Origin of the sequence: Devosia salina (assembly GCF_019504385.1) — a bacterium.
Taxonomy (GTDB): Bacteria; Pseudomonadota; Alphaproteobacteria; order Rhizobiales; family Devosiaceae; genus Devosia; species Devosia salina.
Window position 1 is genome coordinate 2,338,606 of the sequence record NZ_CP080590.1, and the last position, 17,788, is coordinate 2,356,393.

The 17,788-nt window shown below is 63.7% G+C and carries 16 protein-coding genes; 6 read left to right on the plus strand and 10 right to left on the minus strand.

What is annotated here, in order from left to right; translation table 11 throughout:
* The first annotated feature begins 58 nt into the window (after positions 1 to 58).
* Positions 59 to 793: a head GIN domain-containing protein gene (locus tag K1X15_RS11355; RefSeq protein ID WP_220303714.1), complete on the plus strand. Its 735-nt coding sequence runs from the start codon at positions 59 to 61 to the stop codon at positions 791 to 793.
* 50 nt (positions 794 to 843) lie between these two features.
* Here the strand turns inward: K1X15_RS11355 and K1X15_RS11360 are convergent, their stop codons facing one another.
* Complete coding sequence (locus K1X15_RS11360) at positions 844 to 2,517, minus strand: vWA domain-containing protein (RefSeq protein ID WP_220307519.1); 1,674 nt, start codon at positions 2,515 to 2,517, stop codon at positions 844 to 846.
* Between the two features lie 330 nt (positions 2,518 to 2,847).
* Here K1X15_RS11360 and K1X15_RS11365 point away from each other — a divergent pair, with 330 nt between their 5' ends.
* Positions 2,848 to 3,732 carry a DMT family transporter gene (locus K1X15_RS11365; protein ID WP_220303715.1) on the plus strand — a complete coding sequence of 295 codons (885 nt, stop codon included), beginning with the start codon at positions 2,848 to 2,850 and terminating at the stop codon, positions 3,730 to 3,732.
* A gap of 60 nt (positions 3,733 to 3,792) precedes the next feature.
* Here K1X15_RS11365 and alaS read toward each other — a convergent pair whose 3' ends face one another.
* Entirely contained in the window at positions 3,793 to 6,432 is a 2,640-nt protein-coding gene (alaS, locus tag K1X15_RS11370; protein ID WP_220303716.1) for an alanine--tRNA ligase, read from the minus strand.
* 176 nt (positions 6,433 to 6,608) lie between these two features.
* Positions 6,609 to 7,682, minus strand: coding sequence for a recombinase RecA (gene recA, locus K1X15_RS11375; RefSeq protein ID WP_220303717.1), 1,074 nt, complete (start codon positions 7,680 to 7,682; stop codon positions 6,609 to 6,611).
* 273 nt (positions 7,683 to 7,955) lie between these two features.
* On the opposite strand from recA, the gene araD1 reads away from it, so the two are divergent.
* The 4 genes from araD1 to K1X15_RS11395 all read left to right on the plus strand — a co-directional run bounded on the left by araD1 (position 7,956) and on the right by K1X15_RS11395 (position 11,180).
* The gene (araD1, locus tag K1X15_RS11380; protein ID WP_220303718.1) at positions 7,956 to 8,954 is read left to right on the plus strand and encodes an AraD1 family protein; all 999 of its coding nucleotides are present in this window, start codon (positions 7,956 to 7,958) and stop codon (positions 8,952 to 8,954) included.
* A gap of 290 nt (positions 8,955 to 9,244) precedes the next feature.
* The gene (locus K1X15_RS11385) at positions 9,245 to 10,264 is read left to right on the plus strand and encodes an aldo/keto reductase (RefSeq protein ID WP_220303719.1); all 1,020 of its coding nucleotides are present in this window, start codon (positions 9,245 to 9,247) and stop codon (positions 10,262 to 10,264) included.
* Positions 10,265 to 10,323: 59 nt separating this feature from the next.
* On the plus strand, positions 10,324 to 10,677 hold the full coding sequence (locus tag K1X15_RS11390; protein WP_220303720.1) for an ArsR/SmtB family transcription factor: 354 nt from the start codon (positions 10,324 to 10,326) through the stop codon (positions 10,675 to 10,677).
* 11 nt (positions 10,678 to 10,688) lie between these two features.
* The gene (locus tag K1X15_RS11395; RefSeq protein ID WP_220303721.1) at positions 10,689 to 11,180 is read left to right on the plus strand and encodes an SRPBCC domain-containing protein; all 492 of its coding nucleotides are present in this window, start codon (positions 10,689 to 10,691) and stop codon (positions 11,178 to 11,180) included.
* Positions 11,181 to 11,288: 108 nt separating this feature from the next.
* Here the strand turns inward: K1X15_RS11395 and K1X15_RS11400 are convergent, their stop codons facing one another.
* The 7 genes from K1X15_RS11400 to flgC form a co-directional block, all read right to left on the minus strand.
* Complete coding sequence (locus tag K1X15_RS11400; RefSeq protein ID WP_220303722.1) at positions 11,289 to 11,684, minus strand: DUF2237 family protein; 396 nt, start codon at positions 11,682 to 11,684, stop codon at positions 11,289 to 11,291.
* 201 nt (positions 11,685 to 11,885) lie between these two features.
* Positions 11,886 to 14,453, minus strand: a complete 2,568-nt coding sequence (cckA, locus tag K1X15_RS11405; RefSeq protein ID WP_220303723.1) for a cell cycle histidine kinase CckA — start codon at positions 14,451 to 14,453, stop codon at positions 11,886 to 11,888.
* Between the two features lie 271 nt (positions 14,454 to 14,724).
* Positions 14,725 to 15,813 carry a flagellar biosynthesis protein FlhB gene (flhB, locus tag K1X15_RS11410; RefSeq protein WP_220303724.1) on the minus strand — a complete coding sequence of 363 codons (1,089 nt, stop codon included), beginning with the start codon at positions 15,811 to 15,813 and terminating at the stop codon, positions 14,725 to 14,727.
* Positions 15,814 to 15,816: 3 nt separating this feature from the next.
* The gene (fliR, locus tag K1X15_RS11415) at positions 15,817 to 16,584 is read right to left on the minus strand and encodes a flagellar biosynthetic protein FliR (RefSeq protein ID WP_220303725.1); all 768 of its coding nucleotides are present in this window, start codon (positions 16,582 to 16,584) and stop codon (positions 15,817 to 15,819) included.
* A gap of 4 nt (positions 16,585 to 16,588) precedes the next feature.
* Positions 16,589 to 16,855: a flagellar biosynthesis protein FliQ gene (gene fliQ, locus K1X15_RS11420; protein WP_220303726.1), complete on the minus strand. Its 267-nt coding sequence runs from the start codon at positions 16,853 to 16,855 to the stop codon at positions 16,589 to 16,591.
* A gap of 166 nt (positions 16,856 to 17,021) precedes the next feature.
* The gene (gene fliE / locus K1X15_RS11425) at positions 17,022 to 17,354 is read right to left on the minus strand and encodes a flagellar hook-basal body complex protein FliE (RefSeq protein ID WP_220303727.1); all 333 of its coding nucleotides are present in this window, start codon (positions 17,352 to 17,354) and stop codon (positions 17,022 to 17,024) included.
* A gap of 21 nt (positions 17,355 to 17,375) precedes the next feature.
* Entirely contained in the window at positions 17,376 to 17,786 is a 411-nt protein-coding gene (gene flgC / locus K1X15_RS11430) for a flagellar basal body rod protein FlgC (protein ID WP_220303728.1), read from the minus strand.
* Between the last annotated feature and the right edge of the window lie 2 nt (positions 17,787 to 17,788).

Genomic DNA, 17,788 nt, shown 5'->3' on the forward strand with positions numbered 1-17,788 from the left:
CTTGAACCTGGCAGGCGCGCACCCATCTCCCATTGAGCGCATAGAGGGAGACGCATCAATGAAAACCAGGAACGCCTTGCTTGCCGCCGGCCTTGCCGGCCTCGCCCTGTCCGGCTCTGCCCAGGCCCAGGAAAAGACCTTCGATCTGTCCGGCTTTACCGGCGTGGACATCGCCACCGGCCTCGATGCCAATGTGTCGCTGGCGGACAGCTTCAGCATCCGCGCCCATTCGCGCAGCGCCGATGCCCTCGACAATCTCGACCTCAGGGTCGAGAACGGCGTGCTGGTCGCCCGCATCGAGAGCAATTTCCTCGATTTCATCCTGAAAGGCGGCCTGGTCGGCATGCTGTTCAACAGCGGCAATGCGGTCACGCTGGACATCACCCTGCCTGCCCTGCACGCGGCATCGGCCAGTTCCGGCGCGGACATCACGCTCAACGGCATTGCCGCGGACACTCTTAAACTCGATGCGTCCAGCGGCGCCGACATTACCCTCGAAAACGCCCGGCTGCGTCAGCTTGATGCCAATGCGTCGAGCGGTTCGGACATTTCCGTCTCGGGCACCGCCGAAACGATCAACCTGGACGCGTCCAGCGGTTCCGATATCAGCGCCGACGCCCTGGAGGCAAAGTCCGGCGATCTGCAGGCATCGAGTGGCGCCAATATCAGCGCCCGCCTGTCCGAGCGGGTTCGCGCCGCGGCCTCCAGCGGTGGCGATATCGAGGTCGAAGGCAATCCGCAGCAGCGCGATGTGGATACATCGAGCGGCGGCGATGTGAGCTTTGACGACTGACGAAAAAAGGGCGCCACCGGGGCGCCCTTCTCCATTCCGTCCGGCCTGACCTATTTGGTCTTTGACTTGGCAGCGCCCTTTTCGACGGTGACCTCGGTCCGCTCCCCGGCTGTCACCGAGAACGGGGTCTCGGTGACACTGTCATCGGCATAGCGGGTGACCACCACATAGTCGCCACTCGGCAGGGTGGTTTGGTATTCCCCGCCATAGCCGTAGCCGACTTCGGCACGATTGCCCTGAATGTCCTTCTTGGCCGCATAGAGGTTGAACGCATCGGCTTCGGGCATGGTCAGGGCCACGACCCCGGCCTCGAGAATGCCCATCACCTCCACCCGCTCACCGCTGGCCACGGTGAAGGGAACTTCGACCGAGGCTTCACCCATGCGCACCACCGCAACGTAGTCGCCCGGCGGCAATTGATATTCATTGCCGGGGCCGTAGCCATAGCCCACTTCCTCGCGCGATCCATCGATCGCCTTGGCGGCCTTGAACACATTTACGGCCATGCCGCCGTCCTCCACCGCCATGCCCTCGACATAGGCGGCATTGACCACTGCCAGGCCGACGCCGGCAATCAGGTCCTTCTCGACGGTTTCACCTGCCGCCAGGGTGAAGGTCTCGGAAACCTCGCCTTCGCCAACCCTGGCCTTGATGGTGATTTCGCCGGCGGGAATGCGGAACGTGCCCTCGCCATAGCCATAGGTGTCGCCGCCGGGATAGTAGACATTGAGCGCAGCCCCATCGCTGACGGGTTGGCCTTCAGCCGCAAAAGCCCGCAGGACCACCACGCCCGCATTGAGCACGACATAGGGGGCGGCCAGTTCGTCCGCCGACACGCTGACCGGCAGGGTTACGGCAGCCTCGCCATAACGCACCTCCAGCTCGTATTCGCCCGGTTCGACAAACCTGCTCGGAATGTCATAGCCGTAGTCGATGCTCTCCTCGCCCTGGCGCAGGGTCCAGGCAAAGCCATCGTCATTGGCGTCGGTCAGCGGCTCGCCGCCTTCGGCCAGCACGGCTTCGATGGTAAAATTGGTCTCGAGCGCCGCCGGTTCGGGCTCTGGTTCCGGCGCAGGCGCAGGCTCCGGCGCGGCCTGTGCCACCTCGGCGACGGTTTCGGTCAGCGCCGCAACCAGATCGTCGCCATTCTGCGCCGAGAGATATTTCCCGCCCGTATTCTCGGCGAGGCAGGCGACCTGCCGCCCCTCCTCGTCCGAGAGTCCGAACCCGAGCACATGCGTGGTGAAGTCGATGCCCTGAGATTCCAGTTCATTGCCGAGGGCGCAAGGATCGACCTCGCAGGTCTCGAGCCCATCGGTGATCAGGATCACCGTCGCCTTTTCCTCGGTAAACCGCAGCGCTTCGGCGGCCATGCGCACCGCGTCGCTGAGCGGGGTCATCCCCTTGGGATTGATCTCGTCCGCCGCCGCGGCAATGGCAGCGCCGCTGCCCGCCGCGGGCTCGACCAGCATCTCGATATCGGCGCAATTGCCCTTTTCGCGATGCCCATAGGTCATCAGGCCCAGTTCGAGATCGGCCGGCAGTTCGGCCAGCACCGAGGCGAGCGTTTCGCGCGCAATGGTGATGCGCGCCTCTCCCTCGATCTGCGCCCACATCGAGCCCGATCCATCCAGCACGATGATGGCCTTTTCGGCCGCAGCGGCAGGAAATGCCAGCCCCAGCGCCAAAGCGGCACCCATTATCGCCTTGCCCAGTATCTTCATCAAAATAGCCCTCCAGAAACTTGGCGTCGCCACGACCCGGCGACCGCGCGCAACTTGGCCACGCCGACGATGAAGCCAGCATGAACGGTCGGTTCAGACTTGCCATGCGGCCCGCGGCGATTGTCTGCCAGTCTGGCCCGAAAACCTCCGCACCGACAGAAGAATCGCTTTCTGGTCGTCTGGGCCCCTGGACACATAGCGGGATCGGCCGCAGAGCCTTGACCGCGCCGGTGCAAATCCCCGTTTTGTCCCAATGACGGACGTCGGCCGGGCCTTTATGGTGTGTACACCTCCCTTTGAGTCCGCTCCTTTCTGATTTGGATAATGTTGATGCCCCTCGGCGTCGTTCTTGCCTTTCTGGCCTATGCCAGTTTTTCCGTCGCCGATGCGCTGATCAAGGCCACGGGCCCCGCCCTCTCGGTCTTCGAGATCGCTTTTTTCACCACCAGTTTCTCGATCATTCCGGCCATGCTGACCAAGCGCGGCGAGCGCTGGCGCGATGCCTACAAGCTGCATCATCCCTGGTTGGTGCATCTGCGCTGCCTGACCGCCATTACCGGCACCGCCTGCGTGATGTATGCCTTCACCCACATCGCCTTTGCCGATGTCTATTCGATCGGCTTTACCACCCCGCTCTTCGTCACGCTGCTCTCGGTGCTGGTCCTGCGCGAACACGTGGCGCTGCATCGCTGGGTGCTGCTGTTCATCAGCTTCATGGGCGTGGTGCTGGTGATCCGGCCGGGCCTGCGCGCCCTGGAAACCGGGCACTTCGTGATGATGCTCGGCGCCGTCATGGGCGCCATCACCACCACCGTGCTGCGCCACGTGGCCCAGAAGGAGCGCCGCGTAAGCCTGGTGGGGCTGCAGGTGCTCTATTCGGCCATCGTCAATGCCGCGCTCATGGCCCCGACCTTCGTGCTGCCCACACCTGCCCAGCTCGGCGTGCTGCTGGGCATCGGCCTTCTGGGCGGCATGGGCGGCCTGCTGCTGATCCAGGCCAGCAAGCAGACGCCGGCCAACCTGATAGCGCCGGTACAGTATAGCCAGCTGATCTGGGCCATCCTGTTCGGCGCACTCTTCTTCGGCGAATATCCCGACTGGATTGCCATCATCGGCATGCTGATCGTGGTCGGGGCGGGGCTGCTCAATGTTCTCACGGAAAAGACGCCCATCCGCTGGAAGCCGCGCATCTTCTTCTTCCGCATCGGGCAATAGCCCAAAAAGCAGGGCCCCGGGTTTGACCCCGGGGCCCTGCTTGCAGCTATGACTGTGCGCCTAGATCAACGCCTTGATGGCTGCAATGGCGTCATTGGCCTTGGAGCCGTCCGGGCCGCCGCCCTGGGCCATGTCCGGCCGGCCGCCACCGCCCTGCCCGCCCAGAGCAGCCGTTGCCGACTTGATCAGCGTGCCGGCCGCATAGCGGCTGGTCAGATCATCGGTGACCCCGATGGCTACCGTGCCCTTGCCGTCATCGCCCTTGAGCACCATGACGACCACGCCGGACCCGATGCGTTTCTTTTCCGCATCGACCACCGACTTGATGTCCTTGGCAGCAACGCCTTCGACGACGCGCCCCACAAAGGTGACGCCATTGACGGTCTCATTGGCGCCGGCGGCTTCACCGCCCCCGCCCAGCGCCAGCTTCTGCCGGGCATCGGCCAGCGCCTTTTCGGCGCTCTTGAGCTGGCCCTGCAGCGCCTCGATGCGGTCGAGCACCTCGTGCGTCCCGGAGCGGAGCAGACCCGCGGCCGAAGCGACGATCGCCGTATTGGCATTGCCGCGGTGACGGGCCGCATTGCCGGTCAGCGCCTCGATGCGGCGCACGCCGGCGGCCACGGCGCCTTCGGAGACAACCGACACCAGTCCGATGTCACCGGTGCGCCGCACATGCGTGCCGCCACACAGCTCCACCGACCACCCCAGACCATTGCCCGTGGGCTCGCCCATGGAGACCACCCGCACTTCATCGCCATATTTCTCGCCAAACAGCGCGCGGGCGCCCGAATCCTTGGCTTCCTCGACACCCATCAACCGTGTCTCGACCGGCGTGTTCTGCAGGATAATGGCATTGGCGATGTCCTCGACCTCGGCCATTTCCTGTGGGCTCATCGGCTTGGTGTGCACGAAGTCGAAACGCAGCCGCTCGGCCGATACCATCGAGCCCTTCTGGGCGACATGGTCGCCGAGCACGATGCGCAGCGCCTCGTGCAGCAAATGCGTGGCCGAATGGTTGGCGCGGATGGACGAACGGCGATCGTGATCGACCAGCAGCTCCACCGCCTGTCCGAGCCGGAGCGTGCCCTCGCTCACCTTCACCTTATGCGCGAAGACCCCGTGATGCTTGCCGGTATCGAGGACGTCGACCACGACCCCCTCGCCCTTGATGAGGCCGGTATCGCCAACCTGGCCGCCGCTCTCGCCATAAAAGGGCGTCTGGTTGACCACCACGATGCCCTCCTGCCCGGCAGCAATGGCATCCACCTCGGCGCCATCGACCAGCAGCGCCTTGACCTCGCCTTCGGCCGTCTCGGTCTCATAGCCGAGGAATTCGGTCGGGCCGAGCCGATCCGCCAACCCATACCAGACGGTATCGGTCGCCGCTTCGCCCGAACCGGCCCAGTTCTTGCGGGCCTCGGCCTTCTGCTGCGCCATGGCGGCGTCGAAACCGGCCTGGTCCACCGAAATGTTGCGCGAACGCAGCGCGTCCTGGGTCAGGTCGAGCGGGAAGCCATAGGTGTCGTAGAGCTTGAAGGCCGTGGCGCCATCGAGCACGGCGCCTTCGCCCAGATTGGCGGTCTCGGCTTCCAGGATCTGCAAGCCACGGCCCAGCGTCTTGAGGAAGCGCCCCTCCTCGAGCCGCACCGTCTCGGCGATCATCGCTTCGCCGCGGCTCAGTTCGGGATAGGCCTGGCCCATCTCGCGCACCAGGGTCGGCACCAGCTTGTGGATGACCGGCTCGGAAGCACCCAGCAGGGTCGCATGGCGCATGGCGCGGCGCATGATCCGGCGCAGCACATAGCCACGCCCCTCATTGGAGGGCAGCACGCCTTCGGCGATGAGGAAGCTCATCGACCTCAAATGATCGGCAATGACGCGGAGGCTGCGGTTGCCCGGGCCATTGACATCGGCATTGGTGGCATTGGCCGCGGCGCCGATCAGCGCCTTGAACAGGTCAATGTCGTAATTGTCGTGCACGCCCTGCATCACCGCCGCGATGCGCTCAAGGCCCATGCCTGTATCGATCGAGGGGCGCGGCAGGCCGGTGCGCGAACCGTCGGCATGCTGCTCGAACTGCATGAACACCAGGTTCCAGATCTCGATCCAGCGATCGCCATCCTCGTCCGGCGAGCCCGGAGGGCCGCCCCAGATCTTGTCGCCATGGTCGTAGAAGATTTCCGAGCACGGTCCGCAGGGGCCCGTATCGCCCATCTGCCAGAAGTTCGACTTGGCGCCGAGCCGCACGATGCGATCCTCGGACAGGCCGGCAATCTTCTTCCACAACGCCATCGCCTCGTCATCGTCCTGATAGACGGTGACCATCAGCTTTTCCTTGGGCAGGCCCCAATCCTTGGTCAGCAGGTTCCAGGCCAGTTCGATCGCCCGGTCCTTGAAATAGTCGCCAAAGGAGAAATTCCCCAGCATTTCAAAGAAGGTGTGGTGCCGCGCGGTGAACCCCACATTGTCGAGGTCATTGTGCTTGCCACCCGCCCGCACGCATTTCTGCGCTGTCGTGGCGGTGGAATAGGGGCGCTTTTCGACGCCGGTAAAGACGTTCTTGAATTGCACCATGCCCGCATTGGTGAACATCAGCGTCGGATCGTTGCGCGGCACCAGGGGGCTCGACGACACGGCCTCATGGCCGTTGCGGGCAAAATAGCCGGTAAAGCTCGAACGGAGGTCGTTTACGCTGGTCATGCAGAGGCTTTCATGGCGAGCGGGCGCGTCCGCGCCCAAAGAACTAATTTCCGGGGCTTTCTATCCCGCAGCACTTGGACCTGTCCAGCATTGCGGCATCGCCTGCAGCGTCCAGAAGACAAGAAAAAAGGCACCGGTGAACCGGTGCCTCAAATCACTGCATGGGATCGGGAGGATCAATCGTCGCTGCTCGCGTCGTCCTCGCCTCCGGCAACCAGCAGAACTTCGCCCAGCAGGCCCGAGCTTTCGCGCACGCCCTGCTCGATGGTGGCCGCAATTTCGGGATTGTCCTTGAGGAACTGGCGGGAATTCTCGCGTCCCTGGCCCAATCGCTGGCTATCCCACGAGAACCAGGCGCCGGACTTCTCGACAATGCCGGACTTGACGCCCAGATCGAGCAATTCGCCGGTCTTGGAAATACCCTCGCCATACATGATGTCGAACTCGACCTGACGGAACGGCGGCGCCAGCTTGTTCTTGACCACCTTGACGCGGGTCTGGTTGCCCACGATCTCCTCGCGATCCTTGAGCGCGCCGATGCGGCGGATGTCGAGGCGTACCGAGGCGTAGAATTTCAGCGCATTGCCGCCCGTGGTGGTCTCGGGCGAACCATACATCACACCGATCTTCATGCGGATCTGGTTGATGAAGATGACAAGGCATTTCGACTTGGAAATCGAGCCGGTCAGCTTGCGCATGGCCTGGCTCATCAGGCGCGCCTGCTGCCCGGGCAGGCTGTCGCCCATTTCGCCCTCGAGTTCGGCGCGCGGGGTCAGCGCCGCCACCGAATCCACCACCAGCACGTCGATGGCGCCGGAGCGCACCAGCGTATCGGTGATTTCCAGGGCCTGTTCGCCCGCATCGGGCTGGGAGATCAGCAGGTCGTCGACATTGACACCCAGCTTGCGGGCATAGACCGGGTCGAGCGCATGTTCGGCATCGACAAAGGCGCAAATGCCGCCCTTGCGCTGCGCTTCGGCGATGACATGCAGCGCCAGCGTCGTCTTACCCGAGCTTTCCGGCCCGAAAATCTCGACGATTCGTCCCTTGGGCAGGCCGCCAATGCCCAGCGCGATGTCGAGACCGAGCGAACCGGTCGAGATCGCCTCGACCTCGATGGCGGCGTTTTCGCCCAGGCGCATGATCGAGCCCTTGCCGAAATTCCGCTCGATCTGGCTCAGCGCGGCTGCGAGAGCCTTGTCCTTGTCCATCGATCCACCCTCAACAACGCGAAGCGGCGAAGCTGCCATAATGCTGTCTCCTTATTTCACGCTCCCGAGGCCCATGCAACGAGAGTGGCTGATGCCTGATGTGTTCTGTCCGTGCTTTATTTGTTCTCATTTTGTTTCGATCCCGTCAAGGGACAAAATGAGAACATTCCCGAACGACACCGGAGACGCGCTCTGCGCTGATAGGGCGATTCTGTCGCGCGCGTCTGCAGCGCTTCAAAAGTATGATTTTTGACTGGACAGTTGTGCGCCGGGGACGTTTTATGCGCCAACTTCATTTCCAAGGACCGCCCCATGCACCTGATCCAGTATTACGATGACAAGGGAAACCGCGCCGTCGCCGTCACCCGCGAGGGGCAGACGCACCGCGTCAACGGCGTCACCACCGTCTATGACCTGGTTCAGCAAGCGCTTGCGGCCGGCCAGGGCGGTCTTTCGGCGGCCATCGACGGCAAGGGATTGGGCGAGGTCGTGGACAAGCTGGCGCTGGCCCGCGAGGGTCGGCTTCTGGCCCCGATCGACCATCCTGATGCAGCCCATCTCCATGTCACGGGCACCGGCCTCACCCATCTGGGCTCCGCCGCCACGCGCGACGCGATGCACAAGGCCAATGGCGAAAAGCCCGCCGGTGAATTGACCGACAGCATGAAGATGTTCCGCATGGGTCTGGAAAACGGCAAGCCCGAGGCTGGCCAGAAGGGCGTGCAACCCGAATGGTTCTACAAGGGCAATGGCCATATCGTGGTCAATCCCGGCCATCCCATCCCCTCGCCTGCCTTCGCGCTGGATGCCGGCGAGGAGCCGGAAATCGCCGGCATCTATGTCATCGACCAGCACGGCCAGCCGCGCCGGCTGGGCTTTGCCCTGGGCAATGAATTCTCCGATCACGTGACCGAGCGGATCAACTATCTCTACCTCGCCCATTCCAAGCTGCGCGCCTGCTCCTTCGGCCCCGAACTGCGGGTGGGCAACCTGCCGCGCCATATCGAGGGCATGTCGCGCATCTTCCGCGACGGCAAGGTGCTGTGGGAAAAGCCGTTCCTTTCGGGCGAGGACAATATGAGCCACACCATCGCCAATCTCGAATATCACCACTTCAAATATGACCTGTTCTGCCAGCCCGGCGACGTCCACGTGCATATGTTCGGCACGGCGACGCTGAGCTTTGCCGACGGCATTTCCACCCAGCCCGATGACGTCTTCGAAATCGAGGAAAGCCAGTTCGGCCTGCCCCTGCGCAATCCCGTGCGGGTGGAAGAGGACAAGCCGGTCATCATCAACGGCCTTTACTAGAGCCGCCTGCGGCGCCCTTGATTTCCGTCAAGCGGCGCCGCCGGTACCGCCCTATGGTCTCCGGAGCGCTCTGGAGATCTGACCATGGACATATTCTGGCTCTATGCCGGCTTCGCCATCGTCCTGTTTGCGATATTGGCGGGCATTGCGCTGATCGTGTGGGCCGCCCGCAGGCGGCAGGATTGAAAAGTCCCGTCCCGCTACAGGTGACGGCCACCCGATCTGCGGCTCCCGTCTTTACTCCGTTCAACTAACATGTCAGTTGTCTTCCAAGCATTTGGGAGGATGACATGACCGCGCGCAGCTTCGAGAAACGCCGCGTTGCCCAGACCGATCTGGCGATGACCACGCTGGGCCTGGGCGGCGCAAGCCTGGCCGGCATCTTCTCGGCGGTGCCTGCCGATCAGGCGCGTGCCACGGCGCGCCATGCCCTCGAAGTGGGCATCAACTATGTCGATACGGCGCCGCAATATGGTCTGGGACGCTCGGAACATCTGGTGGGTGAGGTGGTACGCGAGGCCAGCCCCCGGCCGATCATCTCCACCAAGGTGGGGCGGCGCCTCACCCCGGTCTCCCCCGACCGGCAGGACAAGGGCAATTGGGTCGATCCCCTGCCCTTCGACCAGCTCTACGATTATTCCTACGATGGCATCCTGCGCTCATACGAAGACAGCCTGCAGCGGCTGGGCCTTGAAAAGGTGGACATCCTCTATGTCCACGATATCGGCGCCGCGACCCATGGCGTCGAGGGCAACAAGCCGCTCTGGGCGCAATTGGCGTCCGGCGGCTACAGGGCCCTGCGCGAGCTGCGCGACGGCGGCACCGTCAAGGCCATTGGCCTGGGCGTCAACGAGTGGGAAGTGTGCATGGACGCCTTCGGTCTGGGCGACTGGGACGTGTTCCTGCTGGCCGGCCGCTATACCCTGCTCGAACAGACGGCCCTGGCGCCCTTCATGACCACCTGCATCGAGCGCAAGGCCTCGGTGGTGGTCGGCGGTCCGTTCAATTCCGGCATTCTGGTGGGAGGCGACACGTTCAACTACGCCAAGGCCCCCGACGATGTCGTCGCGCGCGTTCGCGCCATCGAAGCGGTGTGCAAGGCGTTCAACGTGCCCCTGCCCGCCGCCGCGCTGCAATTCCCCCTCACCCACCCGGCCGTCTGCAATGTGCTGCCCGGCCCCCGGTCGCCGGCCGAACTGGACGGCATTCTCGACTGGTGGGACATCCGCATTCCCGCCGCGCTGTGGAGCACATTGGCCGATGAGGGCCTCTTGGCCCCCGGCACGCCCATACCCGGCGGCACGGCTTGACCCGGCCAGCGCGAAAACCGTACAAATAACTGAATGGTTTTGTAACGGACTCCTCTGCAATGAGCAATGCGGCGCGCCTTGACGCCACCTTCCATGCCCTGTCCGATCCCACGCGGCGGGCCATCCTGGCGCGGCTGGCCCAGGAGGGCGATGTGACCGTCATGGCCCTTGCCGAGCCCTTCGCCATGAGCCAGCCTGCCATCTCCAAGCACCTCAAGGTGCTCGAAAAGGCCGGCCTGGTATCGCGCGGCCGTGACGCCCAGAAGCGGCCGGTGCATCTCGAGGCCCAACCGCTGGCAGAGGCCACCGGCTGGTTGATCGAATATCGCAGATACTGGCAGGCCCAGTTCGGCCGCCTCGACGATCTCCTCGACGAGTTGCAGCGCCTCGAAGCCGCCGCGGGGAAAAACTAGGAGCATTCCTGATGCAGTTTGGCGATCCCCTCTCGGTCACAACGCCTACCGACACCCAGATCGTCATTACCCGCGGCTTCACCGCGCCGCCGCATCTGGTCTATGCCTGCTACACCCAGCCCAGCCTCATCCGCCGCTGGCTGACCGGCCCCGACGGCTGGACCATGCCGGTTTGCGCCTATGATGCCCGTCCGGGCGGCTCCTATCGCTTCGAGTGGCACGGCCCCGGTGGCGAGGGCTTCCTCGCGGTCTCGGGCGACATCAGCCAGATCGACGCCATCCGCTATATCGACAGCCAGGAAGTGTTCGACGGCGGCGTTATGGGCCCAGCCTATCGCGCCGAGCTCGCTTTCGAACTCGACGGTCGCGGCACCAGGCTGCTCAACACGCTGACCTACACGTCCCTCGCCCATCGCGACATGGTTGCCGCAACGGGCATGGCCGAGGGCATGGAGATGAGTTTCCGGAGCCTGGATCGGTTGCTTGCGGCGGAACAGGGCTGAATCCCTAGAGCGCTTTCAGCAAAAGTGGACACCACTTTTGCGGTTCGAAAGCGTGGCACAACAAAGAGATAGAGCTCCCGTTCTGATTCAATCAGAACGGGAAATGCTCTAGTTCAAATCCAGCGCGTAAGCCTTGAGAAATTCCAGCGGAATCAGGTCCAGCACCTTTTGGTTCGTCGAGCGCAGGAACACCCGCGGCGCCTTGCCGGCATTGTGCGCCTGCGCCCAGCGCGCGGCCACCAGGCACCAGCGATTGCCCGCCACCAGCCCCAGAAAATTGAACTCCGGACGCGGTGTCGAGAGATCGTTGCCGACGCTCTTCGAATAGGCGAGGAATGCCTCCGTCGCCGCGATGCAGATCAGGTGCACCGCCGCGCCCTCTTCCCCCGCAGCGCAATAGCCGGAGCGAAAATAGCCGGTCAGCGGATCATGCGAACAGGGCTGCAGCGGCTCGCCCAGCACATTGAGCTCGGCCTGGCCTTCGATGCGTGGGACGACGGTCATTGAACGACCTCAACTCTCTTGGGTGAGAACCCCCACCCTTGATCCCTCCCCACAAGGGGGAGGGAGACGATGAACACCGGCGCCTCGGCCCTGCGCCTCCCTCCCCTTGATGGGGAGGGAATGAGGGTGGGGTGACAGCACCACGTGCTGAACAAACGCGCCCTGACCAGCAGCTAATGTCCCACTTGGTCCGACGATTGGCTACTCGCTCTTGTCCATTCGCCCCAGCACTTCCTTGACCTTGGAATTGATCTGGTCGAGCGAATAGGGCTTGGGCAGGAAGTCGACGCTCTGGTCGTCCTCGATGTCGCGGCGCACACTTTCCTCGGCATAGCCGGAAACGAAAATGATCTTCAGCCTGGGCATCTTCTCGCGGATGACCTTGAGCATGGTCGGGCCATCCATTTCCGGCATCACCACATCCGAGATGATGAGATCGACCTCGTAGTCGAGGTCTTCGAGCACTTCGAGCGCTTCCTCGCCGCCATCGGCCTCGAATACCTCGTAGCCGGTGGCCTTGAGCGCCCGGGCCGAGAAGGCGCGCACGCTTTCCTCGTCCTCGACCAGGAGAATGCGCTCATGGCCGGTGAGGTCCTTGGCCGGCGCTGCAGCGCTCGCTGCCTTGGCCGCCGCCTCTTCCGGCGTCGGCACATAGCGCGGCAGGAAAATCTTGAAGGTCGTGCCCACGCCCACGGTCGAAACCGGGTAGATGAAGCCCTCGGTCTGCTTGACGATGCCATAGACCGTGGAAAGCCCCAGCCCGGTCCCCTTGCCCAGCTCCTTGGTGGTGAAGAAGGGCTCGAAGATCTTGGCCAGCACCTCCGGACTCATGCCCGTGCCGGTATCCTCGACATCGATCAGCACATAGTCGGCCGGCACCATGCCCTCGAACTTCATCCCCGCCGCCTCGGCCTCGGTGACATTGGCGGTGCGAATGGTGATCGAACCGCCATTGGGCATGGCGTCGCGGGCATTGACCACCAGGTTGATGATCACCTGTTCGAGCTGCACCACGTCGGCGCGCACCGGCCAGATATTGCGGCCATGCTCGACGGAGAGATTGTTCTTCTCGCCGATCATGCGCTTCAAGAGCACCGTCAGGTCGTCAACGATCAGCGGCAGCTCCAGCACCTGCGGCCGCAAGGTCTGGCGGCGCGAGAAGGCCAGCAGCTGGCGGGTGAGGCCCGCTGCGCGATTGGCGTTCTGCTTGATCTGCATCAGCTCGTTAAAGCTGGGATCGCCCGGCTTGTGCTTCAACAGCAGCAGGTCGGAGAAACCGATAATGGCGGTGAGCAGATTGTTGAAGTCGTGCGCCACGCCGCCCGCAAGCTGGCCCACGGCCTGCATTTTCTGGCTCTGGGCAAACTGGGCCTCGAGCTTGCGCTGGTCGGTCATGTCCAGCGCATAGACATTGACCTGCTCGGGCGAACCGGCGCTGACCTCGGAAGCCGAAATATAGAGCCGCACCGCATGGTCGCCTTCGGCGCTGAGCACCGCGTCCACCGGCTCGACTTCCGAACGCTGTGCGGTCGCGTCCGCCAGTGCACGCACCAGCTTGTCCCGGCTGGCCTCGCCGATCAGGTCGCCAAGCGGCTGCAATTCGAGGCTCTTGTCCTCGCCCGACCAATGGAAGATCCGCCCGAACGGCGCATTGGTGCGCACGATACGGCCTTCGCCATCGAGCGTGGCAATGGCGAACGGCGTGTCGTTGAAGAAGCGCGAAAACCGCACTTCGGCGGCGCGCAATTCTTCTTCCGTATCCGGCGCACTCGACATGTCGAGCACCAGCGTCCGCGTTTCACCCAGTTCCCCGTCGGCCAGCCGCGCGGCGCGATGCAGCAGGCGCACCGGCAGCGCCGTGCCATTGCGGCGCACGAGGTCGATATCGATGACCTCGGTGCGGATTTCCCCGTCGCCCCTGCCCCGCATCAGCAGCGAGGCGCCATCGCCGCGCACGATGTCGGAAAGCGCGAGTTGCCCGGCATTGAATTCGGCCAGGTCATAGCCGAGCCAGTCGGCCAGGGTGGAGTTGAGATATTGAATGCGGCCATGCGCATCGGCCGAGAAAAAGCCCGAGGGCGAATGATCGAGATAATCGATGGCGCGCTGCAGATCGCGGAACGCGGTCTCATTGTTCTCGCGATCGCGGGTGATGTCCTCGACTGACCAGGCCACCAGCGGCTTGCGCGCATCATCGGTCTGCGGCAGCGGCCGCACCGAAACCCGATACCAGAACACCCGGTTGGCCTCGGCCTGCGATCCGCCCAGCCCGCCGGGCACCCGGATATCTTCGATGGCGCTGCGCCCGTCGCGCGCCGCCCGCGACAGCCGGTAGATCGCCTCGCCCGCATCCGCATAGCCGGAAAACAGGCGCGGCACGCCCACCGGCACGCCATTGGTCATGGCGCCGGGGAAACTGCCATAATGATGGTTCACATAGGTGATCTTGCCTTCCCGATCGGCGATCACGGCGCCAAATGGCAGGCTGTCGACCACCGCGTGGCTGAGCGTGCGCCGGTCTTCGCTGCCGGCAAAGCGGAACAGGCCCGCGGCCAGGCCAAACAGGAAGAACACGCCGGCGACGGCCAGCACGCCCACAAAGGTCATCACCAGTTCGGACGGAATTCGGTCCCCGAACAGCGAGAACACCACGGCCACCACCACCAGCACCAGGCCGAGCACGACCACGCGCCATAGCCCGGCTCCGCCGCGCCCCGCGTCCAGGACCGGTTCGGGATAGCTGTCATCGCCGAGCGGCGTCGATGCCATGGTTCTACTGCTCCAGCGCAATTCGGGCCGTCCCGAATCGGGACATCAGGATTGGTCTAGCAAATGGACCGCCCGCAGGGGAGTGCGAAGCGGCTTTTTGCCGTGGATGGAGGCGTTCTTGCCATCGCTCCGACCATACCGCCCTTGGGCTTGACGCCCGCCCCAGGGCCGGATCGCTTTCAGTCAGAGTGTATTTCACCTTCGAGGTTCGAAAGCGCAACAAAACAAGGAGATAGAGCGCCGTTCCTGATTCAGTCAGACAACGGGAACGCTACGCGCTCGGCCGCCAGCCGCCGCCCGGCCGCTTGAGGCGCATCACGAAGCCGATGACTTCTGCCACCGCCTTGAAGTGTTCACCCGGAATGGTCTCGTCGACCTCCACCGAGGCGAACAGAGCACGCGCAAGTGGCGGATTTTCGACGATCGGCACATCGCTCTGCTTGGCCAGCTCACGGATGCGGAACGCCACGGCATCGGCACCCTTGGCCACGCATTTGGGTGCCGCCATCGACTTGTCATATTTGAGCGCGACGGCGAAGTGGGTCGGGTTGGTGATGACCACGGTCGCGTCAGGCACGGCGGCCATCATGCGCTTGCGGGCCCGATCCTGCCGCAACTGGCGCAGGCGCCCCTTCACATGCGGGTCGCCCTCCATCTGCTTGTATTCTTCGCGCGTCTCCTGGACCGTCATCATCTGCCGCTTCCACCATTTCTGGCGAACGTAGAAATAGTCGGCAGCCGCGATGGCGGTGATCACCGCCAGCACCGAGGCGAAGATCTTGATCCCGATCTCCTGGAAATCCATCAGGATCATGATCGGGTCGGCCGTCATCATCGTGTCGAGTCGGTCGCGCTCGGGCCAGCACACCGCCACCACGATGGCGCCCACAATAACGATCTTGATCAGCCCCTTGCCGAAATTGACCAGCGCATCGGCGGAGAACAGGCGCTTGGCGCCGCCAATGGGCGAGACCTTGGAGAGCTTGGGGGTGATGGGGTCAACCGACCAGACAAGGCGGTGTTGCACCAGATTGGCCAGCACGCCGCACACCATCAGCACCAGCAGCGGCACCACCACCACGCCGATAATGGCGAAGGCCATTCCGTTGAAGAAGTCGGCGAAACCGGACCCCTCCACGTCGAACTGGTCGGCATTCATCATGATCAGGCTGAGCGACTGGCTCAGCTGGCTGCTGATCCAGGGAGAGAGCATGGCAAACACGATCCCCGAGCCCAGCAGCATGAACCAGGTCGTCACCTCCTGGCTCTTGGCGACATCGCCCTTCTTGTGGGCGTCATCGAGCTTCTTTTGGGAAGGGTCTTCTGTTTTGGAGTCCTGTTCGGGGGCGTCATCCGACATGAGCTAGCCCCTCCACATCGCCAGATGGTTCTCGAACGCCGTGAGATACCATCCCATCATCATCGCCAGCAGGATCGCGAACAGCAGCAGCCCGACGATGATATTGGCCGGCGTCAGGATGAAATAGACCTGCAATTGCGGCATCAGCCGCGCCAGGATGCCCGAGCCGAGGTTGAACACGAGGCCGAAGACGATGAACGGCGCAGCCATCTGCACGCCGACCGAGAAGGCGCTGGAGACGGCGCGCACGGCCAGTTGCGCCGCATCCTCGAACATCAGCGGGTCGGTGGGCGAGAACACCATGTAGCTGTCATAGATCGCCGCCAGCGCCATGTGGTGCAGGTCGGTGGCAAAGATCAGCGTGATGCCGAGAAAGGACAGGAAGCTCGAAAACACCGCGCCCTGGACGCCGGCCTGCGTGGGGTCTGCCGCCAGCGCACCGGAAAGGCCGGTCTGGAACGCCACGATTGTACCGGCCACCTGGGTGGCCATCACGGTAATGCGCACGATGGCGCCGATGATCAGCCCCACCGCCAGTTCGTGGAACAGCAGCCCCACCATGCCCGCAAGGCTGGGCGGCATGGCCGGTATGACACCGCTCAAAAGCGGAAAGATCACCAGCGTCAGGGCCAGCGCGAAACTGAGACGCATGCGCACCGGAATGGTCTGCTCGCCCAGCGCCGGCATCAGCATGAGCATCGAGGCGATGCGCGCGAACAGGATGATATAGGTAAAGGCGGTGGCCGGCAGCCAGTCCAGGCTGATCGTCACCGCGTCAGCCGCCCACGATGATCATGTCGACCACCCGGTCCATGAAACCGGACATGGTGGCGCCAAGAAATGGCAGCGTGATCAGCATGGTCACGAAGATGGCGATGATCTTGGGCACGAAGACCAGGGTCATTTCCTGGATCTGCGTCAGCGCCTGGAACAGGGCGATGACCACGCCGACAATCAGCCCGACCAGCATCATGGGCATGGACACGATGATCAGCGTCCATATCCCCTGGCTGGCAATGTCGAGCACTTCTGCGCCGGTCATGATCGTCCTTCGATTCGCTGACTAGCCTACCACCGGCTGTCACCCCGGCGAAGGCCGGGGCCCATCCCGAGGTATCGCGACCTGCGCCGCCGGCTGTGTTTTCCCCTACATCTCAGGATGGGCCCCGGCCTTCGCCGGGGTGACATGCAGTGGGTGCGCAAACAGCCTAGATCGGCATCCGCATGATTTCCTCATAGGCGGAAATCACCCGGTCGCGGATGGTGACCATGCTTTCGATGGCCATTTCGGTCTCGCTGAGCGCCGTCACCATGTCCACCACATTGGCCTTGCCGCTGACCATGTCCATGGCCATCTGGTCGGCCGCCTTGCCCTGGTCGACCACGCCCTGGACATTCTGGGCCAGCAGATCGGCGAAGTTCCCGCCCGCCGATGGCGCCGTGGCCGTCAGGTCTGCATTGGGCTTGGCGGCCTGGTTGATCAGCCGGCTGGCATTGCCATAGGCGGCGGCCGCGGCGTTGAACGGGGTATTGATGGCCATTTGGGCGCCCTCTCGATCTTATCAGCCGCGCAGAATGTCGAGCGTGCGCCCGAGCATCTGGCGGGTCACGGTGACCACGTTGAGATTGGCCTCGTAGCTGCGCTGGGCCTCGCGCATGTCCACCGTCTCGATCAGCGTGTTGACGTTGGGATATTGCACATAGCCATTGGCATCGGCCGCCGGGTGGCCAGGCTCGAAGCGCGAGGTGAAGTCGCTCATGTCATAGGCCAGCCGCCCCACTTCCACGACCCGTCCGCCAACATCGGCGTCGAAACTGGTCTGGAAGGTGGGGATGCGGCGGCGATAGGGCTCCTCGCCCGGCTTGGTGCCGGCCGAATCCGCGTTGGCGATGTTCTCGGCGATCACCCGCATCCGGGCCGTCTGCGCATGCAGGCCCGTGGCGGCGATGCGAAGCGAAGAGTTGAAGTCCATGG